General features: G+C 52.7%; 14 protein-coding genes. 9 read left to right on the forward strand and 5 right to left on the reverse strand.

Features of this window, described 5'->3' with window-relative positions:
• Positions 1–2 precede the first annotated feature (2 nt).
• From kdpC to kdpE, 3 genes are read left to right on the forward strand one after another with little or no spacing between them, the layout of a single operon-like run.
• Entirely contained in the window at positions 3–572 is a 570-nt protein-coding gene (gene kdpC, locus ACX1CU_RS16980) for a potassium-transporting ATPase subunit KdpC (RefSeq protein WP_459402843.1), read from the forward strand.
• Positions 573–602: 30 nt separating this feature from the next.
• Positions 603–3,296: a two-component system sensor histidine kinase KdpD gene (gene kdpD, locus ACX1CU_RS16985; protein ID WP_459399434.1), complete on the forward strand. Its 2,694-nt coding sequence runs from the start codon at positions 603–605 to the stop codon at positions 3,294–3,296.
• A 21-nt stretch (positions 3,297–3,317) separates the two neighbouring features.
• Entirely contained in the window at positions 3,318–4,007 is a 690-nt protein-coding gene (gene kdpE / locus ACX1CU_RS16990; protein WP_459399435.1) for a two-component system response regulator KdpE, read from the forward strand.
• Positions 4,008–4,546: 539 nt separating this feature from the next.
• Here kdpE and pgm read toward each other — a convergent pair.
• The 4 genes from pgm to ACX1CU_RS17010 all read right to left on the reverse strand — a co-directional run bounded on the left by pgm (position 4,547) and on the right by ACX1CU_RS17010 (position 11,537).
• Positions 4,547–6,190: a phosphoglucomutase (alpha-D-glucose-1,6-bisphosphate-dependent) gene (pgm, locus tag ACX1CU_RS16995; RefSeq protein ID WP_459399436.1), complete on the reverse strand. Its 1,644-nt coding sequence runs from the start codon at positions 6,188–6,190 to the stop codon at positions 4,547–4,549.
• A 76-nt stretch (positions 6,191–6,266) separates the two neighbouring features.
• Entirely contained in the window at positions 6,267–6,803 is a 537-nt protein-coding gene (gene seqA / locus ACX1CU_RS17000; RefSeq protein WP_459399437.1) for a replication initiation negative regulator SeqA, read from the reverse strand.
• A 417-nt stretch (positions 6,804–7,220) separates the two neighbouring features.
• Positions 7,221–10,559, reverse strand: coding sequence for an autotransporter outer membrane beta-barrel domain-containing protein (locus tag ACX1CU_RS17005; RefSeq protein ID WP_459399438.1), 3,339 nt, complete (start codon positions 10,557–10,559; stop codon positions 7,221–7,223).
• Positions 10,560–11,120: 561 nt separating this feature from the next.
• On the reverse strand, positions 11,121–11,537 hold the full coding sequence (locus ACX1CU_RS17010) for a hypothetical protein (RefSeq protein ID WP_459399439.1): 417 nt from the start codon (positions 11,535–11,537) through the stop codon (positions 11,121–11,123).
• A 625-nt stretch (positions 11,538–12,162) separates the two neighbouring features.
• On the opposite strand from ACX1CU_RS17010, the gene ACX1CU_RS17015 reads away from it, so the two are divergent.
• From ACX1CU_RS17015 to fur, 6 genes are all read left to right on the forward strand, one after another.
• Positions 12,163–12,795, forward strand: a complete 633-nt coding sequence (locus ACX1CU_RS17015) for a LuxR C-terminal-related transcriptional regulator (protein ID WP_459399440.1) — start codon at positions 12,163–12,165, stop codon at positions 12,793–12,795.
• On the forward strand, positions 12,795–14,573 hold the full coding sequence (locus tag ACX1CU_RS17020) for a hybrid sensor histidine kinase/response regulator (RefSeq protein WP_459402844.1): 1,779 nt from the start codon (positions 12,795–12,797) through the stop codon (positions 14,571–14,573). Before ACX1CU_RS17015 ends, ACX1CU_RS17020 begins: the two co-directional genes overlap by 1 nt.
• Positions 14,574–14,684: 111 nt before the next feature.
• A complete protein-coding gene (ybfF, locus tag ACX1CU_RS17025) occupies positions 14,685–15,446 on the forward strand; it encodes an esterase (RefSeq protein WP_459399441.1) in 762 nt (253 codons plus the stop codon).
• 297 nt (positions 15,447–15,743) lie between these two features.
• Complete coding sequence (gene ybfE, locus ACX1CU_RS17030) at positions 15,744–16,031, forward strand: LexA regulated protein (RefSeq protein WP_459399442.1); 288 nt, start codon at positions 15,744–15,746, stop codon at positions 16,029–16,031.
• A 263-nt stretch (positions 16,032–16,294) separates the two neighbouring features.
• Positions 16,295–16,834, forward strand: coding sequence for a flavodoxin FldA (fldA, locus tag ACX1CU_RS17035; protein WP_459399443.1), 540 nt, complete (start codon positions 16,295–16,297; stop codon positions 16,832–16,834).
• Between the two features lie 331 nt (positions 16,835–17,165).
• The gene (gene fur / locus ACX1CU_RS17040; RefSeq protein ID WP_459399444.1) at positions 17,166–17,612 is read left to right on the forward strand and encodes a ferric iron uptake transcriptional regulator; all 447 of its coding nucleotides are present in this window, start codon (positions 17,166–17,168) and stop codon (positions 17,610–17,612) included.
• A 192-nt stretch (positions 17,613–17,804) separates the two neighbouring features.
• Here the strand turns inward: fur and ACX1CU_RS17045 are convergent, their stop codons facing one another.
• Complete coding sequence (locus tag ACX1CU_RS17045; RefSeq protein ID WP_459399445.1) at positions 17,805–20,468, reverse strand: beta-N-acetylhexosaminidase; 2,664 nt, start codon at positions 20,466–20,468, stop codon at positions 17,805–17,807.
• Between the last annotated feature and the right edge of the window lie 80 nt (positions 20,469–20,548).

Here is a 20,548-nt window from a genome sequence, read left to right on the forward strand (position 1 = left end):
TGATGTCTTACTTACGCCCTTCACTGGTGATGCTGCTCCTGCTGACGCTGATCACCGGCATCGCCTATCCGCTGCTGACCACCGGGCTGTCGCAGTTGGTGTTCAGCAATACCGCCAACGGCTCGCTGCTGTATCAAGGGGATAAAGCGGTCGGTTCGGCGTTGATCGGCCAGAACTTCGCCAAACCAGAGTATTTCTGGGGCCGCCCTTCTGCCACTGCCGATTCGGCCTATAATGCCATGGCATCCGGTGGCAGCAATTTGGCCACCACCAACCCGGCGCTGGATAAAGCCATCGCCGAACGGGTGAAACAGCTGCGCCAGGCCAACCCAGCGATGAGCGGGCCTATTCCGGCCGATCTGCTGACCGCCTCCGGCAGCGGGCTGGATCCACAGATTTCGGTGGCGGCAGCGCAGTATCAGTTGGCGCGGGTAGCCAATGCCCGTCAGTTACCAACGGAACAGATCGCCAAGCTGATTGAGCAAAACACCGAGCGTGCCACGCCCAACTTTATCGGGGAATCGGTGGTCAACGTGCTGAAGCTGAATCTGGCGCTGGATGCGCTGAAATAAAAGTTAGCCTGGGTATAAAAGGAACTCTTGATGGTGGATGAAGAACAGCAACGCCCCGATCCTGACAGCCTGCTGGCGTTAGCCAATGAAAAACCGCGCGGCAAGCTGAAAGTCTTTTTCGGTGCCTGTGCCGGGGTGGGTAAAACCTATGCGATGCTGCAAGAGGCGCAGCGCCAACGTGCCCAGGGGCTTGATGTGCTGATTGGGGTGGTGGAAACCCATGGCCGCAGCGAAACGGCCGCGTTGCTGGAAGGGCTGTCGGTCCTGCCCCAAAAGCGCATCCAGCACCGGGGGCGCTTAGTGCATGAGTTCGATCTCGATGCCGCTTTGGCGCGCCACCCGGCCCTGATCCTGATGGACGAACTGGCGCACAGCAATGCTTACGGTTCGCGCCACCCGAAACGCTGGCAGGATGTGGAAGAACTGCTGGATGCCGGGATTGACGTACTGACCACCGTTAACGTGCAGCATCTGGAAAGCCTCAATGACATCGTGGGTGGCGTGACCGGCGTGCGGGTCAGAGAAACGGTGCCCGATCACGTCTTTGATGAGGCCACCGAAGTGGTGCTGGTGGACTTGCCGCCGGACGATCTGCGCCAGCGGCTGAACGAAGGCAAAGTCTATATTCCCGGCCAGGCCGAACGGGCCATTGAGCACTTTTTCCGTAAAGGTAACCTGATCGCCCTGCGCGAGCTGGCGCTGCGCCGCACCGCCGATCGCGTTGACGATCAGATGCGGGCTTTTCGCGACAGCCAGGGGCGGGAAAAAGTCTGGCATACCCGCGACAGCATCCTGCTGTGCGTCGGCCACAACAGCGGCAGCGAAAAGCTGGTGCGCATCGCCGCTCGCCTGGCGGCCCGGCTCGGGTGCCACTGGCACGCGGTCTATGTGGAAACCCCCAAGTTACATCGCTTACCGGAGAACCAACGCCGGGCGATTTTGCGTGCGTTACGGTTGGCGCAGGAACTCGGAGCAGAAACCGCGACCCTGTCCGATCCTTCCGAAGAACGCGCCGTGCTGCGCTACGCCCGTGAACATAACCTGGGCAAAATCATTATCGGCCGTCGGGGCGAACAGCGTTGGAAAATGCGCGGCAGCTTTGCCGATCGTCTAGGCCATCTCGGCCCGGATCTCGATCTGGTGATCGTCGCGTTGGAAAACGATGCCCCCTTACCGCAAAGTAAGGAGCACGACAACCGTACCTTTAGCGAGAAATGGCGTTTCCAGCTACGCGGCTGTGGGGTTGCCGTGGCGCTTTGCGCCATCATTACGCTGCTCTCGCAATGGCTCTTGCCGGGCTTTGATTCCGCCAACCTGGTGATGGTCTATTTATTGGGTGTCGCCATCGTCGCCCTGTTCTTTGGCCGTTGGCCGTCGGTGTTTGCGGCAGTCATCAACGTCGCCAGTTTCGATCTGTTCTTTGTGCAACCGGAGTGGTCGTTTGCCGTCAGCGATGTGCAATATCTGCTGACGTTCGCCGTGATGCTGACCGTCGGCATCACCATCGGTAACTTGACCGCCGGAGTACGCTATCAGGCGCGGGTAGCGCGCTACCGGGAACAGCGGGCTCGGCATCTGTATGAAATGTCCCGCGGACTTAGCCAGGCGCTGAACAGCGAGGATATCGCCAAAACCAGCCGCCATTTCCTTTCCAGCAGCTTTCAGGCAAAAACCCTGTTGCTGTTGCCACAAGAAGACGGTTCTTTGAAACAAATGGTGGGGGAAGAAGGTGGGTTGCTGTCGGTGGACGAAGCTATTGCCCGTTGGAGTTATGACAAAGGCATGCCAGCAGGTGCCGGTACCGATACGCTGCCCGGCGTTCCTTACCAGTTGTTACCGCTTAAAACCTCAAAGCAAACCTTCGGTCTGCTGGCGATCGAACCCACCAACCTGCGCCAACTGATGGTGCCAGAGCAGCAGCGCTTACTGCAAACCTTTGCCGTGCTGATCGCCAGCGCATTGGAACGCCTGCATCTGGCACGCAGCGCCGAAGCGGCCAAGCTGGATACCGAACGCGAGCAACTGCGAAACTCCCTGCTGGCTGCCCTCTCGCACGATCTGCGCACGCCGCTCACCGTGCTGTTCGGCCAGGCGGAAATCCTGACGCTGGATCTAGCTGCCGAAGGCTCTAGCCACGCACCGCAGGCCAGCCAGATCCGCCAACAGGTGTTAAGCACTACCCGGCTGGTGAATAACCTACTGGATATGGCGCGCATTCAGTCCGGTGGTTTTAACCTGCGCAAAGAGTGGCAGTCGTTGGAGGAGATCGTCGGGGCATCGCTGCATATGCTGGAACCGCTGCTGACCCTACACGAGATCAAGGTTGAGCTGCCCCCCGAGATGGTGCTGATCAACTGCGATGGCAGCCTGCTGGAGCGGGTATTCACTAACCTGTTGGAAAACGCCAACAAATACGCCGGTGCCGAGGCAGTTATTGGCATCCGCGCCCGTATACTGCCTGAATGGCTGGAAGTGGAAGTGTGGGACAACGGCCCAGGCATCCCGCCAGAGCAGAAGCAGCTTATTTTTGATAAGTTCTCTCGTGGTAATAAAGAATCCGCTATTCCGGGCGTCGGTTTGGGGTTAGCGATTTGCCGTGCCATTATTGAAGTACACGGCGGCCGCATTTGGGCAGAAAACGGCGAGAATGGCGGTGCCAGTTTCCACTTTATGCTGCCGCTGGAAACCCCGCCCGAGCTGGAAGGTGAAGGCTTTGACCTATAAGTAAAGAGAGATAGAGGCACAGTGACCACAACGCCAACCAACATTCTGATCGTTGAAGATGAGAAAGAGATCCGTCGTTTCGTGCGTACCGCGCTGGAAAGCGAAGGGTTACGGGTATTTGAAAGCGAAACCTTGCAGCGAGGGCTGATCGAAGCCGGCACGCGCAAGCCGGATCTGATTATCCTCGATTTGGGGTTGCCGGACGGCGACGGGCTGAACTATATCCGCGATCTGCGGCAATGGAGCGCTATTCCGGTGATCGTGCTTTCAGCCCGCCTTGCTGAAGAAGACAAGATCGCCGCGCTGGATGCCGGTGCCGATGACTATCTCAGCAAGCCTTTTGGGATCGGTGAGCTGTTGGCCCGCGTGCGGGTGGCCCTGCGCCGCCACTCAAATAGTCAGCAGGAAAGCCCGTTGGTGACCTTTTCTGAAATTACCGTTGATCTGATCAACCGCCGCGTGTTGCGCAATGACGAAGATCTGCATCTGACCCCCATCGAATTCCGCTTACTGGCCGAACTGCTGGCCAATTCCGGCAAGGTGATCACCCAACGCCAGTTGTTGAGCCACGTTTGGGGGCCGAATTATGTTGAGCACAACCACTATCTGCGTATCTATATGGGCCATCTGCGGCAAAAGCTGGAGGCCGATCCAGCACGCCCCAAACATTTACTGACGGAGACCGGCGTCGGCTATCGCTTTATGCCCTGAAACTACAGGTATAAAAAAGCGCTGTAAAAACAGCGCTCAGACTGCTGACAAAGCCCGTTATTAGGGAGAGCGTGCCGAAGGGGTCGTAGCGGCGTAAGCCGCCGGAGCGCCCCTCGGTGCGCTAGGCATAGGTATCGACACATCTTTGCACAGAAGGTGGGACTCCCTCTCCCTCGGGGAGAGGGCGGGGGTGAGGGGCCTTTTTATCACGATCTATTGCCAGCGACTCCGTTGGAAACTCATTGTCATGGACAACAAAAACCATTGAATTAATTGATATTTAATCAATGAAAGTTCGCCGTAAATAGCCCCTCACCCTAGCCCTCTCCCGCGGGGAGAGGGGACCGTTCAGTGCACATTTCAAGCACCAAAACCGCAGCAAGCCGTGATACTCTGTCCGTCGGAGATGATGGGGCTGTCTATTGGCAACTTGTGTAGATACCTATGGTGCGCTAGGCCCGGGTATCTCGGGCTTAATACCACTTTGTCATCAAGCTCAGCGCTGTAAAAACAGCGCCTTTTCAACGTGGAAGCAGAGATTATTTGGCCGAAGCTAACACAGCGCTGACGATCTCAACCGCTTCATGCTCGATCTTCTCGCGGTGCTTAGCACCCAGGAAGCTTTCGCAATAGATCTTATAAGCTTCTTCAGTACCTGAAGGACGCGCGGCAAACCAGCCGTTGTCGGTCATCACTTTCAGCCCGCCAATCGAAGCACCGTTACCCGGCGCAGCCGTCAGGCGAGCGGTAATAGGATCGCCAGCCAACGTGCTTGCCTTGACCATCTCTGGTGACAGCTTGGACAGCGCCGCTTTCTGCGCCGAAGTGGCCGGTGCCTGCAAGCGGTTATAGCTCGGTGCGCCAAAGCGCTCAGCCAGCCCATCATAGTGGTGCTGCGGATTCTCACCGGTTACGGCGGTGATTTCTGCCGCCAGCAAACACATGATAATGCCGTCTTTATCGGTGGACCATGGCGTACCATCGAAACGCAGGAACGATGCCCCAGCACTTTCTTCACCGCCAAAACCGAAGCTGCCGTCGAACAGGCCATCAACGAACCATTTGAAACCAACCGGCACTTCCACCAGCTTGCGGCCCAGATCGGCCACCACGCGGTCAATCATCGCGCTGGAAACCAACGTTTTACCGACGGCAACGTCAGCGCCCCAGCGTGGACGGTGCTGGAACAGGTAATTGATCGCAACAGCCAGATAGTGGTTCGGGTTCATCAGGCCTTTTGGCGTAACGATACCGTGGCGGTCATAGTCAGGATCGTTGGCAAACGCCAGATCAAACTTGTCACGCAGCGCCAATAGACCAGCCATGGCTGATTCGGACGAGCAATCCATGCGGATAATGCCGTCGTGATCAAGGTGCATAAAGCGGAAGGTCTGATCGATGGAGTCGTTCACCAGCGTCAGATCCAGCTTGTAATGCTCAGCAATGCGCTGCCAGTAGGCAATGCCGGAACCGCCAAGCGGATCGACACCCAGTTTCAGGCCTGCGCGCTGAATGGCTGGCATATCAACCACCTCAACCAGCCCTTCCACATACGGCTGCACCAGATCCTGCGCATGCAAATGACCGCTGTTCCAGGCCTGTGCCAGCGTTTGGCGCTGAACGCCCTGTAGCTTAAGCTCCAGCAGTTCGTTGGCACGTTTTTCGATCACCGAAGTCAGATTGGTGTCGGCCGGGCCGCCGTTAGGTGGATTATATTTGATGCCGCCGTCTTCTGGCGGATTGTGCGACGGAGTGATGACGATGCCATCAGCATGCGCGCCGCCCTTGCGGTTGTAGCACAGGATCGCATGTGAAACCGCCGGCGTTGGGGTAAAGCCGTTGTTTTCCTGAATAACCACGTCCACGCCGTTGGCCGTCAACACTTCCAGCACGGAAATAAACGCCGGTTCAGACAGGGCATGGGTATCTTTACCTACGTAGCAAGGGCCGGTGGTGCCTTGCTGACGGCGTACTTCTGCAATCGCCTGAGCGATGGCCAGAATATGGGCTTCATTGAAGCTTTGGCGCAACGCACTGCCGCGATGGCCTGAGGTGCCGAATTTTACCGCATGAGCGGCATTGCCGGCTTCCGGTTGCAGCACGTAGTACTGCGATGTCAGTTGGGCTACGTTGATTAAATCACTTTGCTGAGCAGGTTGCCCGGCACGTGGGTCATTCGCCATCGACTCTCTCCCTAATGCCAGTACTGCAGCCGGGCAATGTGTCGCTGACGGCCACCGTGACGGGCTGTTTGCTAAATTAGACAGTTCCGCAAACTTTCTCGATCAGTTCCGCCGGGAACTGCATAGCCTGCATGATATGTTCGACCATGCTGCGTTTGCGGCCAGTATTGGTATTGGTAATTACCCAGTAAGGCGTCCCCGGAACGTGTTTCGGTTTTGTATGCGTTCCATTTGCCAGCAGGGTTTGCTGATCGCCGGCAAAATAAGTACGGGTACGGCCATGCAATGCATCGGTCGCCGCGGTAAAACCCACTGCATCAATCGTATACAGTGTGGAAAGTACCAGCATAAAACGATTTACAGCTTTGCTCTGTTCGGCGTATTCATCTGACAACAACAGTTCGCGCACGGCACGTACGCGATCGCGCGCGGGTGGTACCGCAACGGCAGGCGCCTCTGCCTTGGCACCCGCAGCGACAGGCGCGACGCGCACCGGCTGCCCAGCGGTAAACTTCAACATACGCCGTAAAATATCGGACGCACTTTCACCAATATGCTGCGTGTGGCTGGCAATATAACGGTAAAGTTCTTCGTCGACTTCTATAGTTTTCATCTTTATCCAAAACAATAATTCAATTGATTTTTATAATGTTTGACGGACATTAAAGAAAATCTCAATGCTGTCCTACATTTTTCCAACCATCTGGTTTTTACGATATTTCACTGCTTTGGCGTAGATTAACAGACTCTAGAGGGCCAGCCAACTTCCCCCGCAGTGACATTGGGTTGTCACCATGAGTTTTTCCGGATTGATATTCAACAAGGGGGTCGACAACAGGCTTTCAGGATGTGCCTGGGTGATGCGGTGACAAATCGAGTCTTTTCAGGCCGCGGACAAAGCCCGTTATCAGGTAAATAGGGCAATAGCAGACTCAGGGGAGCAAACTTGAACCATTTTATGTAGTCAGAGAAAGATGGGACACCCAATGTGCCCCATCATAACCCTAGGCGTGCCAGGACAGATCCTTGATCAGAAGCTGTACCTCAACCCTAACTGACCATTAACATCCTTAAAATCATGACTGCCTCGCTGGACCCCGATATTACCAGCAGCGCTCCAACCTTTGCCCAGCACAACCTGAACGCCAGCTTTAGCTTCATACACATTATCAGCCAGCTTATGGCGAACTTTAGTTTCGTTCATCTCAACCGTCGCGTCGTTGCCACCTGACCACCAGTTCAGTTGCAGGAACGGTTGGATCTGATTTGCTTTAGGAGCCAATGCATTACTAAATAACCTTACGCCGAGGCGGGTAGTGGTCTGATTTTTCCGCTGTTCCGCAATCCTGGTACCATTTTCTTCAGTATGAGCATCACCACTATAGCGGGTAAAAATCATCTGGCCCTGTGGCTCCAGATACAGGCCGCGGCTAATGCCTTCATACAATGGCAATGCATAACCCAGTTCCAGCGATCCGCTCCAGGTATTGGATTTATACTCTTCGCGGGCCAGCCCGCTGCCTTGGACTTCGTTGTCGTAGCGGCCATATTGCAGCCAACTGTCTAAGTAGAGCCCGACTGGCGAAGAGGCATTCTGGTACCAACTACCGTAAACACCAAAGCTGGTTCCCGTGACCTTGCCTTTGGCGTTACGCTCGCTCAGATCGGAAGTTGCTTGAGTATCGGCGCTGCCATAACCCAGCATTATCCCCGTGTGCAAGCGGCTTGCGCCAAGTGTATGTTGCAATTCACCACCGATCTGCATCACGTCCAGATCCGTCTCAACCGACAATTGCTCGCCAACCACGCCAGCATCCAGGTTATTGCGATGTGCGCGTATCCAGACCGCTCCATTGCCCTCCTTGCCTACGGCACCCAATCCAGGCTCACCCAGGCGATCGGAACGAGTATGATCGAACATATGTACCGCAGCATTCTGGTTATTCAGATAGGCGGCCGCATCAACGCGTAGCAAAGAGGGTGAGTTTCCTGACTGTGGGATCAACGGATCTGTAGTTCCAGCCGCAGGAGTTTCAGGTTGAGGCACCAAAGGGTCTGGCGTTTCTGGTGTTGGTGTTTCAGGTTTAGGCAATGCAGGTTTAGGCGGTTGTGGCGTACTTACCGCCTCAGAACGCAAGTACCAGTTGCCGTTGTCAGGATCCTGTTTCCCTCCTTTGTGCAGCAGATACTCGTATGCGCCAGCAACAACCGGTTTTTGCAGGTTAAATACGCCGTTGGACTCTTTAGCCACGCTGATAACCTCAATACCTTCAACGGTACTCGCGCCCTGGCCCCCCACGTTATTGATTTGCAGCCAGGATTGGCCACTGCTGCTGCCACCGATGACCAGACGGTCGGTAACCGAGTCATCGCCGCCAAGTACCGTATTCAGCCTCAGCGTACCGCCTTCTCCCTTGTAGCTGCCGTCGCCACCGCTAAAGAAAGTGGCATTAGACAGAGTCAGTGTCATCCCCGCTTTGTCAGTACCGCCCAGATTGACAACGCCCGCATTATTCAACCCGCTGAAATAGGCGCTGAAACCCGCCAGATCCAGCGTCCCTGCCTGACCAACGCTAAAAACGGCAGGGCTAAAATAGTTGGCACCAAAACCGTTTGCCACACCCGCCTGTAGAGTGCCAGCCACAACGTTCACTTGACCACCGATCATATTATCTTTGGACATCAGGCGTGTAATCCCGGTTCCTAGATGATTGATGGTGCCCATGCCGCTTAGCTTGGAAGCGAAATCCTGATTATCCGAGTAGTTGAAATTTAAAATACCGCGGCTGTGAAGAAAAACGCTGGGGGCTTCCAGAGTACCCGCTTTGCCGCCCGTACCGATGTTGAGCACCGCCTGTTTAAGTGAGCCCCCGCCGCTGATTGGACTATCACCGACTCGTACTTCTCCAGTGCTGCTTACCTTCACTAAACCACCGTCAGCGATGGTCAAGGTACCATCGCCATTAGTTCCGCCAATATTGATATATCCGGCCGATAGCAACGATCCTTGGTCTTTGACCGTAATGTTACCGCTTGCAGGCGAGGTGCCGGAATAGAACACGCGTTCGCCAATGGAAACGCCACTGTATTTATCCGCCCCTGTGCTTGTCACCTGCGCACCATCGGCGATGGTCAAGCTGCCAACGCCATCTACGCCGACATTCAGTTCGGCTACCTTCACTGAAGAGGTTGCACCGCTAACCACGGCGCTGCCCTGGCTTTTGACCTTCGAAGCAATATCAAGCCCTGCGGCCTCAATCAGCCCGCCATTTATGACTTGTAGTTGCCCTTCCCCCCCATTACCCACCGTCAATACCGAGGACTTCCAGGTAGAACCAGTACCAGAAACCAGCAGAGTTCCCTTTCCACCCGCACTGTCACCCAGATAATTTCTGTAAGAGCCGCCATCAAACACTCCACCGTCGGTAATACTGACCTTTCCCTCTCCTTGTTCACCAGCCCGAATAACTACCCCGCCAGGGGAAGACACCACCGATCCCGCGCCGGAAATATTAAGCTCGCCATAGGCACCAGCCTGGGTTCCCAAATGTATCTCTTCTGCGCCCGCTTTGGCGCCGTTGGACACATTCATCACCCCCTTACCACCATAGCCCACATACATATTCGAAGAACCGTACTTGTTGTGATAAAGCTGGCTCCCTGCACCGTCAACATTAATGGTTCCCTGCCCCGTGGCACCATAGCCAACGATTACCTTGTCGAAGGTATCCAGTACAAACTTACCGCTGTCAGAAATGTTGAATTCACCGACTCCTTGGTTACCAACCATTACCTGATGGCCCAAGAGCTGGGAGTCAGCCCCTGTGATATTCAGAGTGCCTTTGGAACCTTCTTTTACGCCCAGTTCGATAAATGAAACGCTCAGAGTTCCTGCATCAAATACGGAAACTTTACCTTCACCACCCACACCAACTTTCAGATCCTGGCCATAAAGAGGGTCGTAGTTGTAGAGCGTCCAACGAGAATTCGCCCCTGAAATGGAAGCCTCTCCGACTGAACCAATTTCCCTTGCCAGATAGCCAGCACCGACCGTGGTCGCTTTGGCCCCTTCACTGATGGTTAGCTTGCCTGAACTGGTATCTCCAATGACCAGATCCACGCGGTTACCTGTTTTCCAACCGTCTGGCTTGGTGCCCGGCACGGTCTCTTCCGTGCCACCATCAATCACTATTTCAGCGGCGCTGGCACCGCCTATGGAACTGACCATACCGGCCATTGCCAGAAGCAGACTCGGTGTAATACCGACTTTGCAGTTTTGAGGTGATTTGCCACCACTGCGGGAAAGTTCAGAAACGGGGACCAGAGAACCAGTACGGCGATGGCGTACCAGGCGATAAACTTTATTCATACAAATCAACTCCTCCAATGAGTTTAATAAGCATTCAGATATTATTAGATAAGTTATTTTTACAACCACAGAAATAAAAAACTCCCATTTAAGGAAGCTACGCTAAATTATTTTCACATATGCATTAATCATTAACGGAGCATGTTAATAACCATAGGAAACCATCATCTTATTAGCCATTTAAAGCTCCCTATTAACTTCTTACTCAGATATACAAGAGTAACCTACACACATATTTGTTAAAAAGCCTAATCATTCCCCCACATTACCCCCGATAGAAATAAATTATTTTTCGGTCTAATAAGAAATAGTGGTTTTATGCAGCGTAGAGCCTGATTAATCACCACCTATTTTCAGGAAGTCAAGAAAAATAACCATGTACAGACGTTATATCTCAACTTTATTCTTTCCCTTCGGCGGTAATAATTGTGATGATGTTAATGCTTTCTAAAAATTTCAAAACATTTATCGATGCTCCCAGAAAAAGTTTGCTGGGAGCCTAATTGACGCCACATAACGAGTTATCATTGACGGCTAAGCCAACGTCGAGGGCAGTATCAACTACATGTGCCACCGATCAACTATACCCGTGCTATCGAAAGTAATATAAAGAAAATCCGAATGGTATTCCGTATTTCCTGATACTTTAGCGGATGCCTTGTTTGCACTGTCTGCGGCATCCGATGCCGAGCTAGCCAGGCCAAGAGCACTGGAAACGGCACTTGCCCCGGGGATATAGCCAGCAATAGATGAGGCTGCGCTCAGATTACCTTTTACTTCATACTCCCATCGTACCTCGCCACCAGAATCCGCAGACTGGTCATCCGGCACACCGTAAATTGCCTGAACCTGCGCCTTGGTTGTCTGTTTAGGTATAATATGTGCCTTCACATACGATGCACTGAATTTATCCTCTCCCGTGGAACTGCACCCGGCAAGAAGCAAAATTACCATCATACTCCATAAATACTTGCGCATATTTCAATCCAATTGATTAACTATTTATTAATGCTAATAACCGGGGTCATCAGCTGTTTTTGCATTAATGAATGTATCGAGTATATTACCTAAGAATACACCGAGCGATAACACTAACAGGATAGCACAGCCTTTTTATATCAATAGTATTAGCGAGTAATTGGAAAAATGATAAGAACTCCACCAAATACTTGCCTATTACAGCAGGCTCTTATTAATGCATTGGAATGATATGGACATAATCAAAAAGCCACAACCCTACCGAGGTAGGGTTCGAGAGTCTCGTTAATCTAGGTATGATTCAGCGCACATCTCTGTGTTACCGTACGCTCGCTTACTTCAAGTTACATGTGTGATAGCCTTCCTCAGCTTATCCAGTCGCTCGCTGGAGTCAGTTCCTGAAGACTCACTGCGTAGCACTCTGCCCTACAATTTGCCATTAATTAGGGTATAGGACGAATCTATTAAGAAAATACGTTATTCACAGTGCTTATTTAACACAAAAAATATCGCCGCTAGTGTATTGTTACCTGCCAGCATGCACTCGAGTTGGCATCAGATAAAAGTAGATCACGGCATGCAAAAGTCAACGCGGACGTTACATGGGTGACAAAGGGAGAGTGACGTGAGTAAACCTTACGCTTTAGTCGTTGACGATCACCCGTTGGTTGCTGGGGGGATTGCAGCGTTCTTAAGCACGCATTGTGGTTACAAACAGGTGTACGTCGCCGCAAGTCGTCAAGAGTGCGATTGTCTGATAGAAGAGAAAGGCCCTCCTCAACTGCTGGTTTTAGATTTCTGGTTACCTGATGGCACAGCCCTTCAGTTAATCAAGAAACTGCCACAGGGAAATCCCAATATTCGTCTATTGGTGATCAGCGGGGATGAGAATAACAATGTTCAACACAAGGCCCGTGAGATGGGGGCACACGGTTTTGTTCATAAACACGACTCACCACAGATCTTCAATCAAGCCGTTACGGCGCTGCAAAACGGGCAGCTCTGGTTTCCAGAAGCCTTGGCCCCCCCCTCTTTATCCTCATCAACGGTTAATTATCAGGAATTCGGGCTGACCAAGCGTCAGGGGGAAGTGCTGGCAATGATGCTACGGGGATTCTCAAATAAACGCATTGCCATGACGCTGGCAGTGTCTGAACCGACGATCAAAGAGCATATTACTGGCATTCTCAGCAAGCTTGGCGTCAATAACCGAGTCGAGGCTATCACGTTACTTCAGGGACGACGCTTCACGCTATGATGAAAACCCTCAGTGATAAAGCTCCGCACGGCATCAAGCCGCACTCGCAGCTCCGTTTGTTGAACAATGTGTTAGCGCGATTGGTTTTTAGCATCAATGCGGTGCCTTTTGTCGGAATGGTGTTCGCCATTTGGTTGTATAAGCTGCAACTGCCGCTGACGCCCGTCATCTGTTGGATTGTGCTATATCTTATTGCGGCCGTGCTCGTCAGGATTTGGCACCACCGCTATCGCCAGAAACTGAGTACAACGGCGGATACCACCATGCTGGCCCAGTGGCTGCCTTGGGTGAATTGGGTAGCCTTACTGCACGGCATCGGCCTGTCTTCGTTGATGATCGTGACAGCCATGACCCAATCTTTTGATTTTACTCTGCTGCTCAATATCAGTATTGCCGCTATCATCGCCGCCAACGCAACGCATCTGACCCCGCTACTGGGTGCATTCCAGCGCTTTTTCATCAGCTGTTGGGGAATGCTGTTGGTGCTGATCCCTTGGCGATCGGGTGAGATCTGGCCAATCATTTTCTTGCTTAATCTGCTGTATGCCTTTGCTATTTATCGTCATGCTTTGACCTCACATGCCTTCTTCCTTCAGCAGGTCAGGCTGGAAGAAGACAGCATCTTATTGGCTGAGAAATTCCGTGTAGCAAAAGAGGAGGCGGAACAGGCGTTACATGATAAAAACCTGTTTCTCACCACGGCCAGTCACGATCTCCGCCAGCCGATTCACGCGATGGGATTTTTGATTGAAGCGATCGTACACAAGAATCGCGACCCCCTGTTGAACCCGCAACTCTATGATCTGCAAGAGAGTGTGCGCTCGTTACATTTAATGTTCAACTCACTGTTGGACCTGACCATCATAGAAAATAATGCCGTCAATGTCCCAGCGACAGAAGTGGAGTTAGTGCCATTAATCGACTCTATCATCACTCTGTTTCGTGAAGAGGCGAATAACAGGGGCTTAATGCTACGCTCGAGATTCCCTCGGCAACGCTGCGTGGCATTAGGCGATCTCTCGTTGCTCAAGCAGTCGTTAATCAATCTGGCACACAATGCACTTCGGTATACTCCACAAGGTGGGGTGCTGATCTCTGTTCGCCCGCGTGGCAAAGAGTGGTTAATAGAAGTATGGGATACCGGGATTGGCGTTGCTGATGCTGAAAAAAACCAGATTTTCTCTCCCTTCTATCGCCCGGAGCTTGCCTGGCGTATAGACAGTGCCGGGCATGGGCTCGGTCTGGCGGTGGTAGCAAGATGCGCGAAACTGATGAAAGTGCAGTGCGGAATGAGTTCGGTAGAAGGGAAAGGTTCACGTTTTTGGATGCGTCTGCCAGCCAGCGACACAATGGCAGCCATGGCACCATTGGCAGTACAGCAGAAATCCTTATCCGCACCACACAGGTCGCTTTCCGGAACCTGTCTGGTGGTTGACGACGATCCATTGGTTACCTCCGCCTGGGAGAGCCTGATGCAGGCCTGGGGAGTGACGGTGCGCTGCGTTGCTTCTGCCAACGAAGCTTTTGCCGCGCTTGAAAGTGGCTTCTCTCCGCAGGCAATTTTGTGCGATCAGCGCCTGCGTTCAGGTGAGAGTGGGTTCGATATTTTGCAGGAGTTACTCCAACGTTTACCACAGGCCAGTGGCGCGATGGTCAGCGGTGAATTTAACTCGGAGATCTTACAACAAGCGGAAAGAGAGGGTTACCTGGTGTTATCTAAACCACTAGAGCCCTCGCAGCTTCATGCTCTGCTTTCACAGTGGCTTTCTTCTGAGTAGCTTGGCATCAAGAATGTACGGCCTGAAAGGTATTGATGGCATTTATCCGACTTATAAATATCTACCTGTGCATGATACCCTGACCCAATGTCTTTAAATCGCGAACTCACCATGAAATTACATTATCAACTCTTGGCGGCCGAGGCACCGACACTACCGGTGGTGCTGATCCACGGAATGTTCGGCAACCTGGATAACCTTGGCATACTGGCACGCGATCTGAATCAGCGGCATACGGTGATCAAGGTCGATCTGCGCAATCATGGGCTTTCGCCGCGCGCCGAAGAGATGACCTACCCGGCGATGGCGCAAGACCTGCTGACGCTGTTGGATGACTTGCAGTTGGATAAGGTTATCGTCATCGGCCATTCAATGGGCGGTAAAGCCGCCATGGCGCTGACCGCAATAGCCCCCGAGCGAATTGAACGGCTGATCGTGATCGATATCGCCCCGGTGGCTTATGACACCCGCCGCCACGACAAGATTTTTGCTGCTCTGCAAGCGGTCACCGATGCCGGTATTAGCCAACGGCAACCGGCAGCACAGCTGATGCGCGAATATCTGGATGAAGAAGGCGTGATCCAGTTCCTGCTGAAGTCTTTTCATGCCGGAACCTGGCGCTTCAACCTGCCGGTATTGATCGCACAATACGACAGCATTATCGGCTGGCAGAATGTCCCCTCTTGGCCACATCCAACGCTATTTATCCGCGGTGGGCTTTCGCCTTATGTGCAGGATGAATACCGCGAAGATATTGCCCGCCAATTCCCGCAGGCTCGAGCTTACGTCGTCGCAGGCACCGGCCATTGGGTTCATGCGGAGAAACCGGACGCAGTGCTAAGGGCCATCCACCGCTTTCTAGATGAAGCCTGAAACAAAGTGGTGAAAAAACGCGCTAGAGAGAACGAGTTAGCGCGTTTTTGGCTAAGTTAAGCATTGTCGTTGCTCTATCTGCTGGGGTAATATGGCGCGCTATTTCCGACGTCTTTCAAGCTGCTATAGCTTGGATCCTGCGGGATATAATTTTGCCGCCCTGTCCAACGTGCAAATCATCGCCTGGCTGGGGGTAAATTTTGGCTTAGGGTTTATTGGCCCGAATGGTGTTAACTGAACCGTCTGGAAGTGTGAAAACGCTTTCTGATGCAAACTCCCTTGCAGTAGTCCGCAACAATGGCAAAAGAACAAACGGATCGCACGACGCTGGATCTGTTCGCAGATGAACGCCGTCCAGGGCGCCCGAAAACCAACCCGCTCTCCCGTGATGAACAGCTTAGAATCAATAAGCGGAATCAGCTACGGCGTGACAAAGTGCGTGGATTACGGCGTGTGGAGCTGAAAATCAACGCAGACGCCGTGGATGCTCTGAACAAACTGGCGGACCAGCGCAACATCAGCCGCAGCGAATTGATTGAGCAAATGCTGCTGGCAAAACTGGCGGAAGAGCAGCCAGAGTCATGATCTCTTCAGCCGCACGCGCGGCTTGGCGTTAAGGATGACGCCGGATCAACACCGCTTGTAGTGATTCCCCGGCATCGCATAAATGCGATAAAACCCCAGAGCACATTTCTGGCATGATAGATATTTACCGGTAAGAGAGAGTATCCACGCTGAACTCTTGCCTTGATCTTACGTAAGACGATACCCAAAAGGCTCGACGTTGCAGGTAAGCAACCCGCGAACTCCGAAGGTATATCCACTGAATTAAAAAGGTTATCTGCAATATGGCTCATGTAGGCATTTTCTTTGGCAGCGACACTGGCAATACCGAAAACATTGCCAAGATGATCCAGAAAAATCTTCAGCAAAAATATGGCAAAGACGTGGCTGAAATTCACGACATTGCCAAGAGCAGTAAAGAAGATCTGGAAGCTTTCGACATCCTGCTGCTCGGCATCCCAACCTGGTATTACGGTGAAGCCCAGTGTGACTGGGATGACTTCTTCCCAACGCTGGAAGATATTGACTTCAACGGCAAGCTGGTGGCGCTGTTTGGTTGTGGTGACCAAGAAGACTATGCAGAATATTTCTGCGATGCGATGGGTACCATCCGTGACATCATTGAACCACGCGGTGCTGCGATCGTCGGCCACTGGCCAACCAAAGGTTACCACTTCGAAGCCTCTAAAGGCTTGGCAGACGACCATCACTTTGTCGGCTTGGCCATTGACGAAGATCGTCAGCCTGAGTTGACCAACGAACGCGTAGATGCCTGGGTCAAACAAATCAGCGAAGAGCTGAGCCTGGCTGACATCGTCGGCTAAGTACCCCTTTCCAGATATTGTACAAAAGCCCTGCAAAGCGCATAGTATTGGCTACAGGGCTGCTATCGGTATCGCGGATTAGAGTAATAGAAGCAACAAGTCTGTAACTTCCCGCACCATCAGGGTAAACTGCGGCATCGGTTTATCCCATCCATCATCAAGACGTTGCATGTACCCTATGCAACAGCGCAGATATACCTTTGTTAACGACCGACGGTTTCTATTTAGGGCAAGCGGTTCTATAATGAGACGCAATTAACTCTTTGTGCCGACCGATGCCATAGGCTAAAACGCCTCAACTTGATTAGCATAGTAACAGGACTGAATCCGCATGACTGACAACAATAACGCATTGAAGAAGGCCGGCTTAAAAGTCACGCTTCCGCGACTCAAAATCCTGGAAGTCTTGCAGGATCCGGCATGCCATCACGTCAGTGCGGAAGATCTGTACAAAAAACTGATAGATATGGGTGAAGAAATTGGCTTGGCAACGGTTTACCGCGTGCTGAACCAGTTTGATGACGCAGGCATTGTGACTCGTCACAATTTTGAAGGCGGTAAATCCGTGTTCGAACTGACCCAGCAACATCATCACGACCACCTGATTTGCCTGGACTGTGGCAAAGTGATCGAGTTCAGCGACGAGCCTATCGAAGTACGTCAGCGCGATATCGCCAAACAGCACGGTATCAAGCTCACCAATCACAGCCTGTACTTGTACGGCCATTGTGAGGTTGGTGATTGCCGCGAAAACGATACGCTGCACGATAAGCGATAACTCTGGCCTGCCAGAAATGAGAAACCGCCTTGATGGCGGTTTTTTTGTGCCTGTAACTTGCAGATAAAAAATCCCCGGACAGGCCGGGGACAATGATAACGCCAAATATTACACTCTCTTGTAGCACTTCTCTCTGACACGGGACTTCACCTGCAGCCCATCCGCCGACACGCAGATGGGCTGAGTTTTGGCTTAGGCTTTTACCGGCTCGGCACGGCTGAAGCGTTTACCATCCGGGCTGACTGCACGGATTTGAACATCACCCGCAACGGCCGGGCGAGCCCGATCGTCATAGCGCTGCCACTGTTTGCCACCATCGGTAGAATATTCAATCCCCAGACCTGGCAAGGCGATATTAGCCTCCAGTTTGCCATCGACAACGCGAGCCCCCGGAACTGGCAAGCGGTAGCTCACGCCACCTTTATCCAGCTTGGCCAACTCACGTTGCCCGATCAGGTTGGCAAAGTGCAGCCAGTCTTTTTCCAGCGCCTTGGTATCGACCTGATGGGTTTCGCCACCTTTGTATTCACGGCCAGCTTTATAGTCCTGTTCCCAACTCGCACGGTGCCAAGCACGTTCCGCAACAGACAGCGCTCGTGGGTAAATCATATATTCCATTTGCTGATCGGTACGCACAACCTCACTCCACAGCTGGGCTGAAAGACCATAAGCACCCGGCCATGGTTTGTCGCTCTTGGCAGTGAAGTGGTTACCATCACGGTCAACCGAAGTTTCGGCGTTTTGCGGCAGGTTGTCTGGCGCGAAGCTGAAGATCTTCTGCTCATCGCTGAAGCGGGTGCCCCAGTAGTAACCATGCTCTTCCGGGGTCACTTCATATGGGAAGTCCATGTAAACGTAATCTGGATTGGAAAGTACAACGTCATAACCCTTGTTCGCCCAGTCGTTAGCCGAGTCGAAACCGCCCCAGTACAGGGTATCCCAGAAGTTCACCGCGACATTCTTAGTCGCGAAAGCTTTCGCGTCTTTGGCATCTTTCAAACCATCCTGCCACGCCTGCATTCTGTCAATGCCGTGCGCTTTCACCAGTTGGCTAACTTCCAGCCCGAAGTAGCTCGGCAAGTGTTCCATATCTTCCACTTTGCCGTCTTTGATGATCGCCTGACAAACCTCAGACTTGGCCCAAGGTTTATCTTCTTTGCTCAGATCAAGAATGCCCTTGCCCGCTTCCGGCTTCTTCACATCGGTATAACCAGCACCCAAGCGGATGTTCTTCGCTTCATCCCCACCAAAGTGCCAGGTTTGCAGTGGCTGACCGGCTTCTTTGTGCATCTGGGCGACTTCACCAATCACTTTATCAACAAAGTTTTTGGATGAATCCAGGCACGGGTTCAGGTAGCTCTGACGGTTAAAATACTGCACTGAAGTGGTATTAGAGGTATCGGTCGGATCCACCAGGCGGAACTCATTCGCCTCTTTCTCTTTGCCTTCGGCCAGCAGTTTCTTGTAGCGCGCTTCCATAGAAACAATCGCAGCGCGGGCATGTGCAGGCATGTCGATCTCAGGGATCACTTCAATCTGGCGCGCCTGAGCATATTTAACGATATCGATGTAGTCCTGACGGGAGAAGAAACCACCGTGCGGTTCTGGGCCTGAACCGTATTGCGGCAGCAGGCAGGTGGTTTCACTCAGGTCATGGCAACGCTGCCCACCCACCTCGGTCAGTTCCGGCAAGCCTGGGATCTCAATACGCCAGCCTTCATCATCCGTCAGGTGGAAATGGAATTTATTCAGCTTATAGGCAGCCATCTGATCCAACAGACGCAGCACCGCATCTTTATGGTGGAAGTTACGCGCAACGTCCAGGAAGATGCCACGGTATTGGAAACGCGGTGCATCTTTGGCATCCAGTGTGGCGATCTTCTTGCTGCCGTCGGTTGGGATCAGCGACAGAATGGATTGCAGACCATAGAACACCCCGGCCTGATCGAAGCCGGTGATCACGGCTCCTTTCTCGCCAATCTTCAGTTGGTAAGCGCCGGAAACTGCCAGATCGCCTTTAAATGCGCCCGGCTGAATATCGGTTTTGATCGGATAACCACCAGCCTGGTTTGCAACGCCCAGCAGTTCAAAGCGCTTGGCTGCCGCATCTGCCGCTGGCTTGGCCAAAGCGCTCAGATCCAAGGTAACGCCTTTGCTCAGGTCAACATCATGCTTATGAATGTTAACTTCCATCGGCGTAGGGATGATCTGGCCGCGCAATGCTGCCGCTGGCAGCACTTTCAGATCCTGATTCTTGGTGAAACGGCTTTCTGGCACCATCAGAATGTTATGGTCGTCCTTGGTGCGCTTCCACTGATCACCGGTGAACGGGGTAACAAACTGGTTCACATCTTCGGTATCGGTATTCGTCAGGATCTTAGGCTTGGCATCGCCTGAAGTGGCATACCAGCGCGGTAAGAAATCACTGTGGAACACCTGCCAGTATTCGGCAATAATCGGAATTTCAACGGCCTGCTTGGCCGGGAAGCTGGTGAATTTGTCGGTAGGTTCCAGCTTGTACAGATCGCCAGTGATATGGGTAATCTTGAACTGTTCGTTATCCACTTTCAGCGTCTGACGCGGGCTGTGGAAATAAATTGCCCAGTCTTTATCTTTGATTTCCTGACCATCGTTGGCCAGCGTGATCAACACCTTATTGCAAGATGCCCAATCGGCACCCAGCTTGGCGCAGTCAACGCCATTATCAGCAGCACGGTTGTCCAGCATCTTCAGATTCACTTTCAGCTGGCTGAGTTGATCAACAACCTGCTGGTTAGCCATGGCTGAACCCACGCTGCCAAATAGCCCGACGGTGGCCGTCAGGGCTGCGAGAGCACTCATCTTGAACTTGTTCATCTTCAACCTCTTAGGTAATCAGTTGTTGTTATCGCGAATCTCTTGCCAGATTTTTTGCGGCGTGCCGTCTAAAAGCATCT

The organism is Serratia sp. D1N4 (genome assembly GCF_054552755.1).